The sequence below is a fragment of the Vagococcus proximus genome (genome assembly GCF_029143285.1).
In the GTDB taxonomy this organism is placed as follows: domain Bacteria; phylum Bacillota; class Bacilli; order Lactobacillales; family Vagococcaceae; genus Vagococcus_D; species Vagococcus_D proximus.
The window spans coordinates 290,714-310,289 of record NZ_JAPDSH010000002.1 but is presented as its reverse complement, the minus strand read 5'-3'; the positions used below and the strand labels follow the sequence as shown (position 1 = coordinate 310,289).

The following is a 19,576-nucleotide window of genomic DNA, read 5'->3' as shown; positions in this document are numbered from 1 at the left end:
TCTTTTTATAGCCGACGTGGTGGATGTTTTTCAGAGAAGGTTGTTTTCAATTCTAAGAACCGTTCAAACTCATTTAATAATTGATATAATTTAGCACGATGCTCAAATTCATCTCTCGTTCGAGGTAAATCAGCTTCTCTATACGCCACAAGAACAGCAGTTAACTCCTTTGATAAGTCTTTCGCGTCATTTTCCTCAGAAAAGTAACTCGCTGTTTTCAATAATAACTGCTCCACACCTGTTACAACTACGCGACTATCTTCCACTTCAATCTCTTTAATTACTTGATTCATTTTAGATAGTATATTGACTTGCAAGCGTCTCATCGTAAAATAATCCAAGTAATAAGAGTCTTCAGAGAATAACTGATTCTCGTCATGCAACCTTGCTTTAGTTTCTGATTGTTTCAAAGCTACTTTTAACTTATCCAATAAGTTATCACAATCCACAACAGTATCCTTATCACTTAAATAAAAGCTCATTCCTACCAAAAGCTGTCTGATTTTATCGTCGATAATACTTTGACTTTCTTTTAATTCCTTCGTTACATCAGGCATAAATAAATTAGCCAGCCAAGCAATCCCTACACCAATAAATAATAGTAAGAAAGCATTTAGTAACAACCCTATTGTCATTTCTTTGGCAATTAAAAAGTGAGTGACTAGGACCGAGCTAACGGGTATACCGTCTGACATCTTGCCTTTAACTGCTAGTGGAATAAAAAATAAAAGATAAAAACCAAAGGCGATAGCATTGTAGCCTATTAATGTAAAACATAAAAAACTGATGGTACATGCTAACGCTAAGGACGCAATTCGAAATAACCCTGTTTCAAATGATGACCGCTTTGTATTTGTTACACTTAGTAAAGTGATAATACCCGCGGCTGTTGGACTTGCAAGATTAAAGAATTGAGCTAACATAATAGCAATGGCAGATCCTACCGCTGTTTTTATTGTTCTCATTCCAATAGAAATTCTCATTTCAATTCCCCCAGTTCTTTAGATAGGATAACATGAATTTTATTTTTTTTCCGAATTTTTTGTTTGTCATTTTAACCACTAATTTTTTTATGTTATGATAGAGTTACGTATTTTAGGAGGTAAAATAGAATGATGAAAAAAATAGTAATGGCTCTTTTAATGAGTTGTCTTTTTATTTTAACAAGCTGTGGTATCACAGAAGAACTTGACCAAGCGAAAAATAATGTTGCTGAGTTAAAAGTCGCTTTGAAAACGCAAGGTGATTATTTTAAAGAAATGGGTAGCCGAATTACACGTATCAATGATGCTCTTGAGTCTGACTTGAAGGACAAACCTGAAAAAGGACTTTTTCCTGATCAAGAAGGTCTTGTCTTTGAAAACTACCAATACCGCTTAACATTAGAAGATAAAATAACAGATCAACAGAAGTCTATCATTACATTGAAAAAAGGGTTAGAAAAAATTATTAAACAAAATGCAGCAGATGTTAATAACGATGAATTAAAATTAATCTCAGACAGTCTTGATATTATCGACAATAATTACAAATCATTAAAAAATTATTGTGACACAACGTTTAATAAGGAAGAAGAATTTTATTCAGACTTACCTGAAAAATTAGATTCTAAACTAGCTCTTTTAGAACGTAACTACGGTGCCATCTATCTTGTTACGGATGAAGGACAAGCTAATATCAAATATACAACTGACCTCATTACAACATTTGAAAAAAATGCAAAAAAAAGTAAGGTGAGTTCTGATGACAATTAGTTCTGTACGCCTTGGCTACCGAACACTTAAAACGTCTTTGGCAGTGTTGATTTGTATCTTACTCTTTCACTTGTTAGACCGTCCAACACCAATGATCGCCTCTTTAGCAGCTGTCTTTTCTATGCGTGAAGATGTAACCAAGTCCATCAGCTTTGGTTCTTCTCGTATCTTAGGCAATCTGATGGGCGGATTGCTTGGTGTTTTTTATTTTTATTTATATGCTTATTTCAACTATAATTTTTTAGTTGAATTACTCGCAATACCTGTCTTACTCACTATTCTTATTACATCAGCTGATGCTATCAATTTAAATAAAGCCATTATTGGAGCGTCTGCTACTTTTTTAATTATCGTCATGACGATTCCTGAATATCAAACGATAGGCTATGCTATTGATCGTGTTGTCGATACCTTAATAGGCACATGTATCGCTCTGCTCGTTAACCGTTTTGTGAAGCCTCCAGAACCGCTAGAGATTTCAGCATCAAAAGAAGAAAACTTGCAGAAGCAATTGGACGAACAAGCTAAGCAACTTGTTGAACTGAGAAAAGAAAATGAAGCATTCAAAAAGAAACTCCCTAAATGATTAGGGAGTTTCTTTTTATTCTGTCGATTTAAGTGCTTCTATCATATCAACATGTTTCAATTTTCTGTGCATCGCCCACATCACTAACGTTGAAAATAACAACGTTAACAAGGCTGAATACACATAACTAATTACATGGATTGTTGGCGAAAACATAACCATATCGACCTCTGCTGTGTTGAGTACAAACCCATGAAGCAGCTTGCCGACTAGACACCCTACTGCTATGCCGAGAATCGTTAAAATATTATTTTCACGGTACACATACATCGTAACCTCTTTATTATAAAAACCTAAAACTTTAATCGTTGACAGTTCCCTAATACGTTCTGAAATATTAATATTAGTTAAATTATACAACACAATAAATGCTAAGAGTGCTGCTGAAATAATCAACACCCACACCACTACATTTAAACTAGAAATCGTATCATCCATCGCACTACTTGTTTGACTTAAGAAGCTGACATTCACTACTTTTTCATTTTCCATCAGGGTCTCAGAGACTTTATCTTCCATTTTTTGTGTCAGTTTTTCTTTAAATAATAACAATTCAGAATTATAGACAGCTTTCTTCCCAAAAACTTCTGTATAATACTCCGGACTAATGTAGACAAAATGCATCGCATAGTTCTCTACTACTGCTTGTATTTTCAGAGGATAGCGTTTGTTTTTGCTATCCGATAATTCCAATGTATCGCCAGCTTTTAGGCCTAACATCTTAGCTAATTTTTCATTGACTATAACCCCTTTATTTCCTAAGGCATAAGTTTCACCTGAAAGTCGGTCATTAAATAACATAAAGTCAGGTATCTTATTTAATTCTTTAGGCACATCTAAGGTTACTTTTTGAGTCGCTATTCCTTCTTTTTTAGCTTCAAACGATTGCTGACTAACGACCAAGCGATCACTGATTTCAGGTAAATCCGCTAGTGTTTTTTCAAGTTCTTCTGCCGCTTTTTTTGAAGGGTTCTCAGCATACGAGACAATGCCTTGATAGTGCCACAATTTATTAAACTGTAAAGACACAATATCAGAAATAGAATCTCTTAACCCAAAACCTGTAATAATCAAAGCCATACACCCTGCAATACCAAAAATCGTCATAAACATGCGCTGTTTATATCTAAATAAATTTCGAGCTGTCACCTTTTGATTAAAATTAAAACGACGCCAGATAAATGACAAACGTTCCAGTAAAATACGTTGTCCTGCTTTAGGTGCTTTAGGTCTCATTAAACTTGCCGGTGAGCTAAATAAATCATAGCGCAAAACAAGCAAGGCTGATACTAACGTACAAACTAATGCCACACAAACTGACTGTATAGAATATCCTAAATAATAAGTAACTTCTGCTTGCGGTAAATTATAAAGCGCTCCATACGCATCGATTATCACTTTAGGAAAGACATTAAATCCTATAACTAGTCCAAGACCACTTCCAATTAAACTTGCAAGTGTCGCGTAGACAATATACTTTAATGCAATTTCATGATTACGATAACCTAATGCTTTCAGTGTCCCAATCTCACCACGCTTTTCATCCACCATACGTGTCATTGTCGTTAGACTGACTAGGGCCGCAATTAGGAAAAAGAACACTGGAAAAATAGTGGCAATTGAGGAAATACGCTTTGCATTCTCTTGATACTCTGTATAGCCAGGATTTTCATCACGAGTCCAAAAGAAATAATCCGGTTCTTTCATCTCGTCTAATTTCTTTTGATTTTCATCTAAACTTTTTTCTGCTTTGATAATCTTATGCTCTTCACGAGCAATAACTTCTTTATTTTTAGCAAGGTTTTTTTCCAGACTCACCATTTGTACCGCTGTATTAGGTAAACCACTTGCTTTTAATTGTTTCAAAGCTGTTTCACCTTCTGCAACTTTTGCTTTCGCATCTGATAAGTCTTTTTTTCCCTTATCGACTTTCTTTCGATTATCAAGTAACGGCTTTTCAATTTTTGATTTAACTTCTTTCAAACGTTCTGCTGGTCGTTTAGCAAATTCTTTTTTTATTCCTTTTTGCGCTGACTTAAATTCTTTATCATAGTCATCACTATACGCTTTTTCTTTATCCGTAGTACGGTATCTTACGAATAAATCCGTATAATTTTCTAAGCTAAAACTCGTTTTAGGTAGGACTGCGAAATAATCGACTGCCCCCTTCCCCACTGTTGTGTTCCCTCTAGAAGAATTCTCAACATATAGCGGTGAATTGACAAATCCAACAACTGTCAACTCTTTAAATTTAATTGAGTCTGCTGTTCCCTCATCATCATTTAAAACGACTTTATCGCCTAATTGATAGTCCCCTAAAAGGCGTGCAAGATCATCTAGAGCAACTTCTCCATCTTTCTCTGGTAGACGACCAGACATAATCCGATACCTGTTTAAACCTTTATTTTTTCCATCCATTAATGACTGGAATTTGATAACACGATTGACCGAAGCGACACTTAAATCTTTCGTATACTCAAGTGAATAGTCTTTAACTTCAGGTCTTTTTTTTATTAGCTCTTCATCGGCTTTATCTAACCCTAAAGTAGATACGATATGCTGGTCCATCAACTGTTGATCAGCGTAATACTTGTCAGCTGTTTTAAGCATATTAGGGCCTGTTGCTTTAATCCCTGCATAAAAACAAACCCCTAGTAGAATAATACCTAAAATAGAGAAAAAACGTGCTTTAGATGATCTTATCTCACGAAAAATAGATTTATATAATGCTCTTTTCTTCATCATCTCACTCCTACCACTCAATATCTTCTACACGTTGAGGTGTTGCATTCAGTTCAACTGAACGAACTTGTGCATCGTTAATCCTGATAACACGATCGGCCATCGGCGCAATCGCAGAGTTATGTGTAATTACAACCACGGTAGTTCCCGTATCACGACAACTATCTTGTAATAATTTTAAAATTTGTTTACCTGTTTCATAATCTAAAGCTCCTGTTGGTTCATCACAAAGTAGTAACTTTGGATTTTTAGCTAAAGCTCTAGCAATAGCCACACGCTGTTGCTCTCCTCCAGACAATTGTGCTGGAAAGTTATCTTTACGATTTGTCAGCCCAACTTGCTCTAATACTAGATCCACATCTAACGCTTTGGGTGAAATTTGTGACGCTAATTCCACATTCTCTTTCGCTGTTAGATTTGGCACTAAATTATAGAATTGGAAAACAAATCCAACATCCAAACGACGGTAAGTTGTTAATTCTTTATCCGAAAATGATGCTATATCTGTACCATCTACAATTATTTCGCCATCATCACAGCTGTCCATACCACCTAAAATATTTAAAGTTGTTGATTTTCCAGCACCACTTGGGCCTAAGATTACCACGAATTCACCTTTTTCTATCGAAAAAGTAATTGCATCATTCGCTATAATGGTAGTTTCTCCCATTTCGTAATACTTAGAAACCTCCTTTAATTGTACGTAACTCATCTACTTCACTCCTTAACACAGTCTATTCTGTCCTCTATATTTTACCATATAACTAAAAAAAAGAAGTTTTTTGTTCAAATACTCTTTCATTTTTTCTTTGAGTTCTTTTACAAACTCACGTATAATAAGTAAACAGAAATGAGGGAAACTATGACACATCAAAATAATTCAAATAATAACAAGCAACATAATCGTCCTAATAAGAATAATAAACAACAACCTAGAAAATTTGACTATAAAAAAGTCACACGTTCAAAAACATTTGCAACAGCCTTAGCTCTTGCTTTAGGTGCTGCCGGAATTAGTTCGACTGACTTTATTCAAGACACATTCAAACCTAAGCAAGAGCAACGTCAATCTAATAACTCGTCACAGAAACAATCGTATCGTAAAAATGATACCTATAAAAAAAATAATTCACCCCAACAAAAATCTAATACTAAAAATAATGATTGGGTTCGTCACGATTACAATAAAGAGCAACCTCCATTTGATCATTCAAATGATGGCACTGTTATGGGGGACAATCCTGGTATCATCGAACTCGGTAAAGCAACATTTACAAAAGACGAATTAAACTTTGTAAAAAAAGGCTGGGTTAACTATGAACCATTAGACAAACAAGGCCGTGCTACTGAAGCAGAAGCTGTTATCAATAAAGAGATGATTAACACTGGTACAAAAGCAAATCCTAAAGTTCGCCCGCCTGGATTTAAATCCGGTCTAGAACCTTATGGTCACTCTAGAGGCCATTTAATTGGTCGTCAATTTGGTGGGAGTGGTGATGATATGAAAAACTTAGTTACTATGTATCAAGAACCTGTTAACAGCCCTCTTATGACTGATTATGAAAATATGATTCGTTGGGCAGTTGGTAAAGGAGATACCGTGCGCTACCGTGTTATCCCTGTTTACGACAAACAAGAACCTATTCCAACTGAAATTCTAATGGAAGCTCAAAGTATTGGTAACGGAAAACTCATCAACTTCAACATCAAAATTTTAAATACCAAATAGGAGATTTCATATGACATTAACTTTTAAACAACTCGCAGATTTTATACCCGATTCAACTGTTCATACTTTTATTAATTTTATACAACTTGAACATAAAACAACAGATGAGGATTTTTTCATTTTCGATCAAACTGTTATTAATCGTCGTTTTTTATCATCTCTACAAGCTATGGACAGTGACTTAACTATTGATCCTGACTTTTTCACTGATGATATTCATGTCGTTGCGATGACTATCGATGGCGACTTTATTTTAGCTAGTGATACTGAAATTTATGTTATGGAAAAAGGATTAATAGCTGATGACGTAGAAGTTTACGACTTATCTGCTATCGAGTTCTTTGTAGCGTTCGAACAAGGATTCTTAGCATCAGATATCTTACCAGATATTAAAAACGACTAAAAAAAGAAGCCTCTATAGGCTTCTTTTTTTTATGCTTCGTAACGACACGCTCCATCAAGGTATGTCGCTTCTAATTCTAATTCAGGTGTTAACACGATAAAATCAGCATCTCTGCCAGCGGCAATCATTCCGCATTTATCATCAATATTACAGCTCACTGCAGGAATAAGACTGGCCATCATCACAGCTTGTTCTGGTGTTGCCATTCCCCAATCCACTACATTTTTAAGAGCTTCTTTAAGTTTTAAGATACTACCTGCTAGGTTTCCTTCTTTCATACGAGCTGTACCTTCAGCTACAACTACTGGGAATTCACCTAACATATATTCACCATCCGGCATTCCGCCAGCCATCATACAGTCTGTAATTAAAGCAATATGGTCATGACCTTTTGTTTTAACTAAAACATCCATTGCTTTATGGTGAACGTGGTGCCCATCACAAATCAACTCCGCATACACATCATGTAGCGTCATAGTAGCCCCTACCATCCCTGGTTCTCTATGGTGTAAGCCGCGCATTCCGTTAAACGCATGAACAAAGACACTAGCGCCTGCTTCGACAGCTTTTTGCGCCTCTTCTAAAGTCGCATCACTATGACCTAAAGCGACAACTACACCTTGACTTGTCACTTCTTTAACGAATTCTGATACGCCTTCACGTTCTGGAGCCAAAGCGATTTTCTTAATAATCCCGCCTGAAGCATCTTGCCATTCATTGAAGATTTCTAGACTTGGATCTGAGAAATAGCCTGGATTTTGAGCCCCTTTGTATTTTTCAGTAAAGAAAGGACCTTCAAAATAAATCCCTTGAATTTTAGCCCCTTCAACGTCTTCATGAACGTCACCAATCGTGCGAGCTACTTTTGTTAATAACTCACGTGATGATGTTAAAGTTGTTGGTAAGAATGACGTTACCCCACATGATAGTAACGCTTCTGACATGACTTTAATACCTTCTGCATCATTGTCCATCACATCATGATTCATGTAGCCATGAATGTGTGTGTCTACTAAACCTGGTGCAATCCATTTACCTGAGTGATCGATTACATCTGCATTTGTTGGGACTTCTTTTGTAAAAGAACCAAATTTACCATCATTAATTTCTAAAAATCCTGGGCCTACTTGACCACTTTTTAAAAAGAATTTGTCTGCTTTTATATACTGTGTCATTGTTAATCCTTCTTTCTTAAGATAACGTTCTCATGTCTATAAATTACGCTCATTTGACTAAATTGTCAAGATTGGTGTATACCTTAAGGAAAAAAGGCAGACTATTGTCTACCTTTGTTTATATGTACTCAAAAATTCAGCCATTGACGTTGTCATTTTTTCTAATTCGTCCACCTTAGGAAGATAAACCACACGGAAATGATCTGGTTGGTTCCAGTTAAATCCTCCCCCATGAACCATTAAAATCTTATGTTCATGTAAGAAGTCTAAAACAAATTGTTCATCATTCTTAATATTGAATTTTTTCACATCGATTTTAGGGAAAATATAGAAGGCTGCTTTAGGTTTCACCGCTGTAATGCCTGGAATATCATTTAAAGCATTTGTAATAAACTCACGTTGCTCGTAGATACGACCACCAGGAAGAAGTAACTCATCACTACTTTGGTGCCCACCTAATGCTGTTTGAATAATTTGTTGTGACAATACATTGGAGCATAATCGCATTGATGCTAACATATTTAAGCCTTCAATATACCCTTGAACATGACGCTTCTCTCCACTCAATACCATCCAACCACAACGGAAACCTGCCACACGATGTGACTTAGACAAGCCGTTAAAGGATACCACGAATAAATCTGGCGCAATCGTCGCCATTGGAATGTGCTCTAAACCATCCATAACAAGGCGATCATAAATCTCATCTGCATAAATAATCAGATTAAACTCGCGTGCAATTTGTGCAATACCTTCTAAAATCTCACGTGGATACAAAGCACCTGTCGGATTATTAGGGTTAATAATAACAATTGCTTTTGTACGTGGTGTTACTTTTTTACGAATATCTGCTAAATCAGGATTCCATTCTGCTTGTTCATCACATACATAATGAATAGGAGTCCCGCCAGCAAGTGATACCGAAGCTGTCCAAAGTGGATAATCAGGCATTGGGATTAGGACTTCATCACCATTATCAAGTAGCCCTTGCATACTCATTGTGATTAACTCACTTACGCCATTTCCTGTATAAATATCATTAATTCCCACATTTGGGAAACCTTTTAATTGGCAATACTGTTCAATTGCTTTACGGGCTGAAAAAATACCTCTTGAATCTGAATAGCCCTCAGATTCTCTAACGTTCATAATTAAATCTCTGACAATTTCATTGGGAGCATCGAAACCAAACGTGGCTGGGTTACCGGTATTTAATTTTAAAATATTAATACCTTCTTCAATCATTCTATCCGCTTCATCTAGAACCGGACCTCTCACGTCATAACTTACATTATCTAGTTTGCTTGATTTTAAAAACTCTCTCATCTTGCGCTCCTACTTTCTTCTAGTCAGACCTACTCTAATCTATTTTTAATCTTTCATAATAAAATTACACTTACTGAAAAAAAATTGCAACTGTTTTAAATAATTTTAATAAAAAAAGAAACGACCGAGGTCGTCTCTTTTTATTTATTGCCTTTTAATTTACGTGCTGGATCTAATTTTCGTTCGAGTAGACCTAATAACCAGTCCACCATAATCGCCATTAAAGCTGTTGGCAAAGCCCCTACTAAGATAAGAGCTGTTCCATTGGTTGCATTTGTCCCTCGTGTGATGATATCTCCTAAACCACCTGCTCCAACAAATGAGCCGATTGCTGTAACCCCGATGGCTACAACAAGCGCATTACGGATACCAGCCATCATAACTGAAAGCGATAGTGGTAATTCAACTTGAAATAATAATTCCGCACGAGTCATCCCCATCCCTTTCCCTACATCTAAGATGGTTGGGTCAACTTGCGACATTCCTGTATAAGTATTTGCGATAATAGGAAGTAATGAATAAAGGAAGACTGTTACAATAACCGTATTTACCCCTAAACCTAGACCTAACATCAAGATCGATAACATCGCAAGTGATGGAATCGTTTGGATAACATTAGCAGCACCTAATACCCATTTTGCCATTTTCTTCTTACGAGAAATCATAATCCCTACTGGAATCCCTACAATCGCAGCAAACAGTACACCGTATACTGAAATCAAAAAGTGACGGGTAAACTGACTTAAAACATAACTACCATTTTCTTGAAAATAATAAATAAACTGTTGAAAGACTGACATATTTTCCATTGGCTAGTTTCCCCCTTTTTCTTCAAAATACTGGTGCTCTTGTAAAAATCGTTCTGCCACAACTTCTGGTTCTAATAAGTTATTATCAACTTCATAGTTCAACTCTTGCATTGTTTTAGTATCTACTTTTCCAACTAATTTACTCAGAACAGTATCCAATTCTGGATAACGCTCAAATAATTTCTCATCAGCCACAATCGACGCATCATAAGGTGGGAAAAACTGTAAGTCATCCTCTAAAACCACTAAATCATAGCTGGCAATACGACCATCAGTCGAATAACCAAGAACAACATCCATCTTACCTGCATTAACAGCATCATAAACTAATCCAATTTGCATCGGAAAAACTTTCCCGAAATCAAAGCCATAAGTTTGGGTAAACCCTTTATAGCCATCACCTTTTCGGTCCAACCATGACGTATCCACACCAGCTGTTAAGTTATCTGCGGCAGCTTTCAAGTCACTTATCGTTTTTAAATTATATTTCTCAGCCGTTTCTTTACTTACCATAAACGCATAACTATTAGCGAAACCATAAGAGTCATACCATTTTTGGTTAAATTGTTTCTTAAATTCTTTTTGAACAATCCCCAGTGCTTTTGCTGGGTCTTTTTCAGGTTCTTCTTTCAAGACTCCTGCTAAATCTGTTCCAGTATATCTTGAGGCAGAAATATCCACGTCATCATTGATCATCGCTTGATGCATCACTGTAGATGTCCCTAAATTATTAACCACATTAACGTTGATATCTGTGTCGTGCTCAATCATCGATTTTACCATACCAGCTAAAAGTTGAGACTCTGATGTCGACATACTTCCTATAGATACTGTATTGCTGCTCTTATTACTTGGTAAACCCGGCAACGAACAGGCACTCAAAAGTAAAAGTGAACTCATGACTAAGGCCATCGCTTTTATCTTTTTTAATCCTCTCATCCTATTCGCCCCTTTCTGTTACAGGCGTCAATTTGTCTTCCAACTTACTGAAAAGAAAATCAACTAATAAAGCTAATAGTGTCACTGGAATTGTTCCACCAATAATTAATTCTGGTAAATAGTTATTAAGGCCACTAAAGATAAAGTCACCTAAACCACCACCACCAATGTATGAAGCTAACGTTGCCCATGCAATAACATAAACAGCCGACAACTTAACACCTGACATAATTGTTGGCAGTGCTGCTGGCAATTCAACCGATAAAATCGACTGCATATTTGTCATACCCATGCCTTTAGCCGCATCTTTTAAATCCGGGTCCACATTATCCATCCCAATGAACGTATTTCTTAAGATTGGTAATAAACTGTAAATGAACAATGCAATAACAGCTGGTAATTTACCTACACCAAGCAGTGGCACCATTAAAGCTAAAAGTGCTAATGACGGAATAGTTTGCAGTAGACTTGCCAATCCAATGACAAAACCTGAAATTTTAGGCGTACGAGTTAAAGCAATGCCTAATGGTACTGCTACAACAATCCCTAAAATCAAAGCCAATGCTGAGATAAAAAGATGTTCCCCTGTTTTAACGACCAACTCTTGGCCATGTTCTAATATGAACTTATTCATTAGGCTTCCTCCTTCACAATCGGAGTTGGCTCTTCAATACCCCAAACTGCATCGTAGACGATATCAACAAGTGATGAACGTGTCACGATCCCAACTAAACGATTGTCATCGTCGACTACCGGCACGTATTTCAACCCACGTTTTAAGATGCGCTGCATTGTATCTCGAAGTAACGTATCCTTTCTAACAAAGAACACTTCTTTATTTAGAATATCGCCCATACTTGTAGCAGTCTTACGGTTCTTATTTATATCCTCAACATCAACATAGCCTTTTAAGACACCACTACCATCAACAACTAACAACGTATCAACACGTTTTTCTCTCATCAAACCTATACCTTGTGATATAGATTTCTCTGGTGTAATTGAGATAGCTGATTTAAGCATCACTTGTTCAACTGTCGTTTCATCTTGACGTGCTTGCATCAAACGTTCTTCACCTAATAAGTTTTCCACAAACTCATTAGCTGGATTTTCTAAAATATTCTCTGGTGTATCAAATTGAACAACCTTACCTTCGTCCATAATTAAAATACGATTCGCCAGTTTAAGAGCCTCATCCATATCATGGGTAACAAAGACAAATGTTTTCCCCATCTTCACTTGTAACTCTTTTACCAAATCTTGCAATGACTCACGTGTAATCGGATCAAGTGCTCCAAACGGTTCATCCATTAAAATCAGATCTTGATCTGCTGCTAAGGCTCTCACAACCCCAATACGTTGCTGTTGCCCACCTGATAATTGATTAGGATAACGGTCTAGCATCTCACGTGGTAGCTCCACTAAATCAATCAATTTATTTGCGATACGATTACGTTCTTCTTCTGGCCATTTAAGTAATTTAGGGACCAACACAATATTTTCTCTAATCGTCATATGCGGCATTAGACCGATATTCTGAATCACGTAGCCGATTTCACGTCTTAATTCAACTGCATCTTTACTTTGAATATCCACACCATCTATTAAAATTTGACCAGATGATGGTTCGATCATCCGATTCAGCATTCTCATTGTTGTTGTCTTACCACTTCCACTTGTTCCAATAAAACAAACAAACTCGCCCTTATTAAAAGACAGCGATACATTATCAACCGCCACCTTACCTCCTTTAAATACTTTTGATACATTCTTGTACTCAATCATACAAACATTCCCTTCAAAAAAACTTGTCTATAAAAAGATTATAATGTTAAACGGGTGTATTTCACAAATAATATGCTCATTATTTTCTAATCAAAGAAAAAAGACACTTTAAAAAAAGTGTCTTTTTATATTTATTTCCATGAAATATTACATGCAGAACATGAATTTCCGTCCAATGTTACTGAATGGTTTGAATTTAATTCATCGTTATTTATTAAAGTAGTCTCACAATTGATTTCATCGCCGTAAGCCACTTCTTTATCAAACTTAATATTAACAGCAGTTGGTTCATGGTTAACTAAAAAGTCATAGTCTAAACCGTCAACCATCCAGTCTAAATATCTAGCATTGTTAACATGACGGTTACTGTCAATATCTGAAAAGCGAACACGATACGGACGGATAATTCTATCAGCATCTGGTGATTCTATAGGTGTCCCTCGTTTAATTTTTTTGATTTTTTCACATTCATACGGTTGAATTAATGCCTCTGGAACACTTGTCATTTTTCGAGTTTCTAAGTCCATCAATACAAAGGTAGAACTTACAGTCAAGCATTCATTACCATCCGCATCATGAATCCAAAAATCACGATAACAAAAATACTTATTATAGCTTGTGGCTTGTGTTGTCACTTTAACCGTCTCACTTACGACTGGTAAACGATTAATTTTTATTTCATGTTGAGTAATGACCCAACCAAGACCTAACTTCGTTACATAATCTGTTCCTCGATCTAAGGCATCACTTTGTGACTCTGATGTCTTTATTACAACGTTTAAAATCATCGGCAACGTTAACCGCCCTAAAACATCACATTCATAAAACTTAATCTCATGTTCTTCTGTAAACTTACTTGCCATCAAACCACCCTAATCTTTTGTTTATTTACTATTTTAGAACAAACAAGATGGACTGACAAGTGAGATCTCTTAAAGTACAGGTAAATTAATTCGTTTTCATACAGTTAATTTGTTGCCATTTACATTGCGATAGCTTACATATTTCTGATAGAATAGTAAGTGAAAGCGAGGCCGAATATAATGACTCCAAATAAAGAAGACTACCTAAAACTCATTTTTGAATTAGGTGGCTATGAAAAAAAGATTAATAATAAATCCATCGTTGCTGGACTTAATGTTTCCGCGGCTTCCGTTAGTGAAATGATTTCAAAATTAGAAAAAAATGGCTTTGTAAAACATTCCCCTTACCAAGGTGTCCAATTGACAGATGAAGGCTTAAAACACGCCAGTTCACTTGTTAGAAAACACCGCTTATGGGAAGTTTTTTTAGTTGAACACCTAGGCTATTCATGGAATGAAGTTCACGTTGAAGCAGAGGTCTTAGAACATGTTACTTCATCAGAACTCGCTACACGATTAGAAACTTTTTTAGACCATCCCAAAGTCTGTCCTCATGGTGGGATAATACCTGGAGAAAATCAAGTCATTCAAGAACAAAAATTAAAATCACTCAATGATTTTGACGTTAACACCCAGGTTAGGATTGAACGCGTCATTGATGAAACTGAATTACTTGATTACTTAGCAAGCGCTGGTCTCAATATACATGATATCGTAATGATTAAAACAATTGGTGCATACGAAGGCCCTTTAACTTTGATTACACAAGCAGATAAAAAAATCCATATCAGCTATAAAGCGGCAAATAATATTTTTGTAAGTCCTTGCTAAATATAGGTAGAAAACACCTAAATATCAACCTTTCTGTAAATCTGAGAAAGGTTCTTTTTTTTACAAAAAATCAGTTCCTTTACCTTGCGTTAAGAAACTTAAAACGCTAGAATGAAGTTATTGTGGATAGAATTAACTTACTTAGTTAGCTATTCGAAAATTTATTATCAGTTAGGAGTTAGGTATGTCGAACGAACAAATTGCCTTATTTACTATTTTTGGTGGCACAGGAGATTTAGCACAGCGTAAATTATATCCCTCACTTTTTAGACTTTACCGTAAAGGGTATCTAAAAGAACACTTTGCAGTTATAGGGACTGCCCGTCGTGAATGGAGTGACGAGTATTATCGTGACATCGTTTCTCAAAGTATTGCTTCATTCAAACCTACAGAAGACGAGCTTGTTCAATTCACTAGCCATTTCTACTATCAATCACACAATGTGACGGATACCGAACACTATACAAATCTAAAAAAATTAGCAGATAACTTAGATACACGTTATGACCTAAAACAAAACCGTATCTTCTATCTAGCTATGGCACCAAACTTCTTTGGGACTATTACAAGTCATTTAAAATCAGAAAATATTGTCACTGAAAAAGGCTTCAATCATTTAATTATTGAAAAACCTTTTGGAACTGACTTTGAATCAGCCAATAATTTAAATAACGAAATTCGTGAAGCATTTGAAGAAGAACAAATCTTCCGTATCGATCATTATCTAGGTAAAGAAATGATTCAAAATATTTCTGCCATCCGTTTTGGAAACAATATTTTCGAATCACTTTGGAATAATAAGTACATTGATAATATTCAAATTACGTTAGCCGAATCACTCGGTGTTGAAGAACGTGGTGGCTATTACGATACAAGTGGTGCTTTAAAAGATATGATCCAAAATCATACTATGCAAGTGGTCTCACTTTTAGCAATGGAGCCACCCGCTATTTTCACTGAAAAAAATATTCGTGAAGAAAAAGTAAAAGCACTCAATTCAATTCGTATTTATTCAGAAGACGAAGTAAAAGAAAACTTTGTTCGCGGCCAATACGGTGCTGGAGAATTAGATGGTAAAACGTTCATTCCTTACCGTGAAGAAATCAACGTTAATCCAGAATCTGAAACTGAAACATTTGTTGCTGGTAAATTAATGGTGGATAACTTTAGATGGCGTGGTGTGCCTTTCTACGTTCGTTCAGGTAAACAATTAACAGAAAAAGGAACACGTATTAATATTGTATTCAAACCCACACCGATTAATGTCTTCCGCTCTGAAAATGAAACAGCCTGCGAAGCAGAAACAATGCCTCCAAATGTTTTAACTATTTATATCCAGCCAACAGAAGGCTTTTCACTAACAATGAACGGTAAAGAAATTGGCGATGGCTTTAACATCGATCCAATAAAATTAGACTATCGTCATTCAGCTGAAGCTTTAGATAATAGTCCTGAGGCTTACGAGAAGCTTATCTTAGACTGTCTTAAAGGGGATGGGACTAACTTCTCACATTGGGATGAAGTAGCCCAATCGTGGCGTATTGTGGATGTTATAAGAAAGACTTGGGACAATGAAACACCGGACTTCCCTAACTACGCTAGTGGAACAATGGGACCCAAAGCCGCTTTTGATTTACTTGAGCAAGATGGTTTCAACTGGGTCTGGACACCAGATGAGTGGTACCGAAAACAAGGTAAATTATAAAATAAAAAAAACTTGGAAGAAATTCTTCCAAGTTTTTTTTATCGCTTATTCAAATCCAACTTCAACAGCTTCTGGAAAGCTTTCTTCCACAATTGTCGCACAACGGTCACATAATGTTTCTAATTTCTCATGTGAACCAACATCTTCTTTAACGGCACGACAACGCGCACATGTTTCACCAGCAGCTTTTTCAACTAAGATAGACATACCATCAAATTTAACTGCTTCAGCAGGAACTTCTGCGTTCACATCAGCCACTTCTAATTGAGAGACAATCAATAATTGCTCTAAGTTAGAATCGATTGCTTTAATTAACATTGCAGTCGGTTCACTTGGGAAAATTGTTAATTTCGCTTCAAATGACTTACCGATTAATTTAGCATTACGCGCTTCTTCTAACGCTTTAAGTGCATTGTCACGTAATGTCATAAACTCAGCCCAGTTACTCATTAAAACATCTTGATTAGGGAATTCTTGGTACTCAGGCATTTCTGCTAACTGAACATAGCTCTCTTCCTCTTTCAAATGGCTCCAAATTTCTTCAGATGTATGAACTAAGATTGGTGTCATTAATTTAGTTAATGTCACTAATGTTTCGTAGAATACAGTTTGCATACAACGACGCTCATAGTTATCCTCTGCTTCAATATACACAACATCCTTAGCAAAGTCTAAGTAGAAAGCTGATAATTCATTTGTACAGAAATTAACGATTGCTTTATACACAGTTGGGAATGAATAGTTTTCATACCCTTCTTCTCTAATCGTTTTAACTAACTCATTTAAACGAACCATCAAGTATTTATCCACAGAACGTAACTCATCGTATGATACCGCATGAGATTTCGGTTCAAAATCATTTGTGTTCGCTAATAAGAAACGCATTGTATTTCTGATTTTACGGTACACTTCAGAAACTTGATTTAAGTTATCCATATCAACACGTACATCAGACTCAGCATCGACACTGGCTACCCATAGACGGATAATATCCGCACCCATTTGTTTGATAACTTTATTAGGTTCAATTGTGTTACCTAATGATTTACTTTGTTTACGACCATTTTGGTCCATGATAAAGCCTTGTGATAAGACTTGTTTATAAGGAGCCACACCATTAATAGCCACACTTGTTGTAATACTTGAATTAAACCAACCACGATATTGGTCAGATCCTTCTAAGTATAAATCAGCAGGGAATGTTAAGTCCTCACGTTGGCGTAAAACAGCCTCATGAGATGATCCTGAATCAAACCATACATCCATGATGTCATTTTCTTTTGTAAAGATACCATTTGGGCTACCCGGATGTGTAAATCCTTCTGGTAATAAATCCTTGATATCACGTTCATACCAGCTATTAATACCCTCTTTAGCAAAGATTTGTGCAACATGTTCTACAGTTTCAGGAGTTAAGATCGCTTCTTCATTTTCAGCATAGAAAATTGGAAGTGGCACACCCCACGCACGTTGACGAGAAATAACCCAATCGCCACGGTCACGAACCATGTTATAAAGACGAGTTTTACCCCAAGGTAATACCCAGTCAACTTTTTCTACTTCACTTAAAATCTCTGCTCTAAATTTATCAATTGAGGCAAACCATTGTGGTGTTGCTCTAAAGATAACTGGCTTTTTAGTTCTCCAGTCATGTGGATAACTATGTGTAAAGAATTCTAATTTTAATAAAGCATTTTTTTCTGTTAATAACTCAGTGACCATTGGATTAGCTTTATCGTAGAAAATTCCTTCGAAGCCAGGCGCTTCATCTGTATAACACCCACGAGCATCGACTGGTGATAAGATTTCTAACCCATATTTTTTACCAATTTGGTAATCGTCATCACCATGACCTGGTGCCGTATGAACTAAACCAGTACCAGCATCAAGTGTAACATGATCCCCAACCATTACTAATGACTCACGGTCGTAGAATGGATGTTGTGCTGTCATCATATCCATGTCGCTACCTTTAATTTCAGATAAGACAGTCACTGTTTCCCAACCAATTTGTTCTGTCACAGTTTCTAACAATTCTTTAGCCACAACAAATTTACGTCCGTCAGCTTCCACAACGTTATACACATACTCACCATTTACTGAGATACCTAAGTTAGCAGGTAACGTCCAAGGAGTTGTTGTCCAGATTACAAATGATGTGTCAGTATCGATTAAGCCTTTACCATCTTTAACTGGGAAAGCAACATAGATAGAAGCAGATTTAACATCTTGGTATTCAATCTCAGCTTCAGCTAATGATGATTCACTTGATGGTGACCAGTAAACTGGTTTTTGACCTTTATAGATATAGCCTTTTTCAGCCATTTTTCCGAATACACGAATTTGTTCTGCTACATATTCAGGTTGTAACGTGATGTAAGGTTTATCCCACTCACCAGTAACACCTAAACGTTTGAAGTCATTACGTTGTGTATTAACTTGTTCCATAGCGTATTCTTCACATAACGTTAAGTAGTCAGCACGTGACATTTCTTTACGTTTGATACCTTTTTTAGTTAACGCTTGTTCAATTGGAAGACCATGTGTATCCCAACCAGGAACGTACGGTGCACGGAAACCTGACATTGATTTTGAACGGATGATAATATCTTTACTAATTTTATTTAAAGCATGACCTAAGTGAATGTTACCATTTGCATAAGGAGGTCCATCATGTAATACGAAAGTTGGTTTACCCTCATTTAATTTTTGGCGTTGTTGATACATTTGATTTTCTTCCCACTCAGCTTGCCACGCTTCTTCTCTTACTGGTAAATTACCACGCATCGGAAAGTCTGTTTTACCCAGTTGTAATGTTTCTTTTAATTTCATTTTTTTCCAACTCCCTCTCAAATTTTATCTATAAAAAAAACACTCCGCCCCATAAAGGGACGAAGTGCTCGTGTTACCACCCAGATTTAGAAAGATT

At 36.2% G+C, this 19,576-nt stretch carries 17 protein-coding genes; 6 read left to right on the top strand and 11 right to left on the bottom strand.

The features are described 5' to 3' along the window. Positions 1 to 5: 5 nt before the first annotated feature. Positions 6 to 965, bottom strand: a complete 960-nt coding sequence (locus OL233_RS04055) for an aromatic acid exporter family protein (protein ID WP_275471082.1) — start codon at positions 963 to 965, stop codon at positions 6 to 8. A 147-nt stretch (positions 966 to 1,112) separates the two neighbouring features. On the opposite strand from OL233_RS04055, the gene OL233_RS04050 reads away from it, so the two are divergent. Together OL233_RS04050 and OL233_RS04045 are read left to right on the top strand one after the other, a co-directional pair. Then, on the top strand, positions 1,113 to 1,754 hold the full coding sequence (locus OL233_RS04050) for a hypothetical protein (RefSeq protein WP_275471081.1): 642 nt from the start codon (positions 1,113 to 1,115) through the stop codon (positions 1,752 to 1,754). Further along, on the top strand, positions 1,744 to 2,340 hold the full coding sequence (locus OL233_RS04045) for an FUSC family protein (protein ID WP_275471080.1): 597 nt from the start codon (positions 1,744 to 1,746) through the stop codon (positions 2,338 to 2,340). Before OL233_RS04050 ends, OL233_RS04045 begins: the two co-directional genes overlap by 11 nt. Positions 2,341 to 2,355: 15 nt before the next feature. Here the strand turns inward: OL233_RS04045 and OL233_RS04040 are convergent, their stop codons facing one another. Both OL233_RS04040 and OL233_RS04035 read right to left on the bottom strand, forming a co-directional pair. Beyond that, the gene (locus OL233_RS04040; protein WP_275471079.1) at positions 2,356 to 5,082 is read right to left on the bottom strand and encodes an FtsX-like permease family protein; all 2,727 of its coding nucleotides are present in this window, start codon (positions 5,080 to 5,082) and stop codon (positions 2,356 to 2,358) included. A gap of 10 nt (positions 5,083 to 5,092) precedes the next feature. Beyond that, positions 5,093 to 5,794, bottom strand: coding sequence for an ABC transporter ATP-binding protein (locus OL233_RS04035; protein ID WP_275471078.1), 702 nt, complete (start codon positions 5,792 to 5,794; stop codon positions 5,093 to 5,095). 150 nt (positions 5,795 to 5,944) lie between these two features. Here OL233_RS04035 and OL233_RS04030 point away from each other — a divergent pair, with 150 nt between their 5' ends. Both OL233_RS04030 and OL233_RS04025 read left to right on the top strand, forming a co-directional pair. Next, positions 5,945 to 6,811: a DNA/RNA non-specific endonuclease gene (locus OL233_RS04030; protein ID WP_275471077.1), complete on the top strand. Its 867-nt coding sequence runs from the start codon at positions 5,945 to 5,947 to the stop codon at positions 6,809 to 6,811. A 10-nt stretch (positions 6,812 to 6,821) separates the two neighbouring features. Then, the gene (locus OL233_RS04025) at positions 6,822 to 7,214 is read left to right on the top strand and encodes a hypothetical protein (protein ID WP_275471076.1); all 393 of its coding nucleotides are present in this window, start codon (positions 6,822 to 6,824) and stop codon (positions 7,212 to 7,214) included. A gap of 29 nt (positions 7,215 to 7,243) precedes the next feature. Here OL233_RS04025 and nagA read toward each other — a convergent pair whose 3' ends face one another. The 7 genes from nagA to OL233_RS03990 form a co-directional block, all read right to left on the bottom strand. Further along, positions 7,244 to 8,389 carry an N-acetylglucosamine-6-phosphate deacetylase gene (gene nagA / locus OL233_RS04020; protein WP_275471075.1) on the bottom strand — a complete coding sequence of 382 codons (1,146 nt, stop codon included), beginning with the start codon at positions 8,387 to 8,389 and terminating at the stop codon, positions 7,244 to 7,246. 108 nt (positions 8,390 to 8,497) lie between these two features. Beyond that, positions 8,498 to 9,715 (bottom strand): pyridoxal phosphate-dependent aminotransferase, encoded by a 1,218-nt coding sequence (locus OL233_RS04015; RefSeq protein WP_275471074.1) that lies wholly within the window; start codon positions 9,713 to 9,715, stop codon positions 8,498 to 8,500. 140 nt (positions 9,716 to 9,855) lie between these two features. Continuing rightward, positions 9,856 to 10,524 carry an ABC transporter permease gene (locus OL233_RS04010; RefSeq protein ID WP_275471073.1) on the bottom strand — a complete coding sequence of 223 codons (669 nt, stop codon included), beginning with the start codon at positions 10,522 to 10,524 and terminating at the stop codon, positions 9,856 to 9,858. 3 nt (positions 10,525 to 10,527) lie between these two features. After that, the gene (locus OL233_RS04005) at positions 10,528 to 11,463 is read right to left on the bottom strand and encodes an osmoprotectant ABC transporter substrate-binding protein (protein ID WP_275471072.1); all 936 of its coding nucleotides are present in this window, start codon (positions 11,461 to 11,463) and stop codon (positions 10,528 to 10,530) included. 1 nt (position 11,464) lies between these two features. Continuing rightward, on the bottom strand, positions 11,465 to 12,097 hold the full coding sequence (locus OL233_RS04000; RefSeq protein WP_275471071.1) for an ABC transporter permease: 633 nt from the start codon (positions 12,095 to 12,097) through the stop codon (positions 11,465 to 11,467). Beyond that, positions 12,097 to 13,248 carry a betaine/proline/choline family ABC transporter ATP-binding protein gene (locus tag OL233_RS03995; RefSeq protein WP_275471070.1) on the bottom strand — a complete coding sequence of 384 codons (1,152 nt, stop codon included), beginning with the start codon at positions 13,246 to 13,248 and terminating at the stop codon, positions 12,097 to 12,099. The genes OL233_RS04000 and OL233_RS03995 overlap by 1 nt, the downstream gene beginning before the upstream one ends. Positions 13,249 to 13,379: 131 nt before the next feature. Next, positions 13,380 to 14,111, bottom strand: a complete 732-nt coding sequence (locus OL233_RS03990; protein WP_275471069.1) for an acyl-[acyl-carrier-protein] thioesterase — start codon at positions 14,109 to 14,111, stop codon at positions 13,380 to 13,382. A gap of 180 nt (positions 14,112 to 14,291) precedes the next feature. Between OL233_RS03990 and OL233_RS03985 the strand changes: the two genes are divergently transcribed. Together OL233_RS03985 and zwf are read left to right on the top strand one after the other, a co-directional pair. Next, positions 14,292 to 14,942 (top strand): metal-dependent transcriptional regulator, encoded by a 651-nt coding sequence (locus OL233_RS03985; RefSeq protein ID WP_275471068.1) that lies wholly within the window; start codon positions 14,292 to 14,294, stop codon positions 14,940 to 14,942. Between the two features lie 184 nt (positions 14,943 to 15,126). After that, a complete protein-coding gene (gene zwf / locus OL233_RS03980; protein ID WP_275471067.1) occupies positions 15,127 to 16,647 on the top strand; it encodes a glucose-6-phosphate dehydrogenase in 1,521 nt (506 codons plus the stop codon). A 45-nt stretch (positions 16,648 to 16,692) separates the two neighbouring features. Here the strand turns inward: zwf and ileS are convergent, their stop codons facing one another. Next, entirely contained in the window at positions 16,693 to 19,479 is a 2,787-nt protein-coding gene (gene ileS, locus OL233_RS03975) for an isoleucine--tRNA ligase (protein ID WP_275471066.1), read from the bottom strand. Positions 19,480 to 19,576 lie beyond the last annotated feature (97 nt).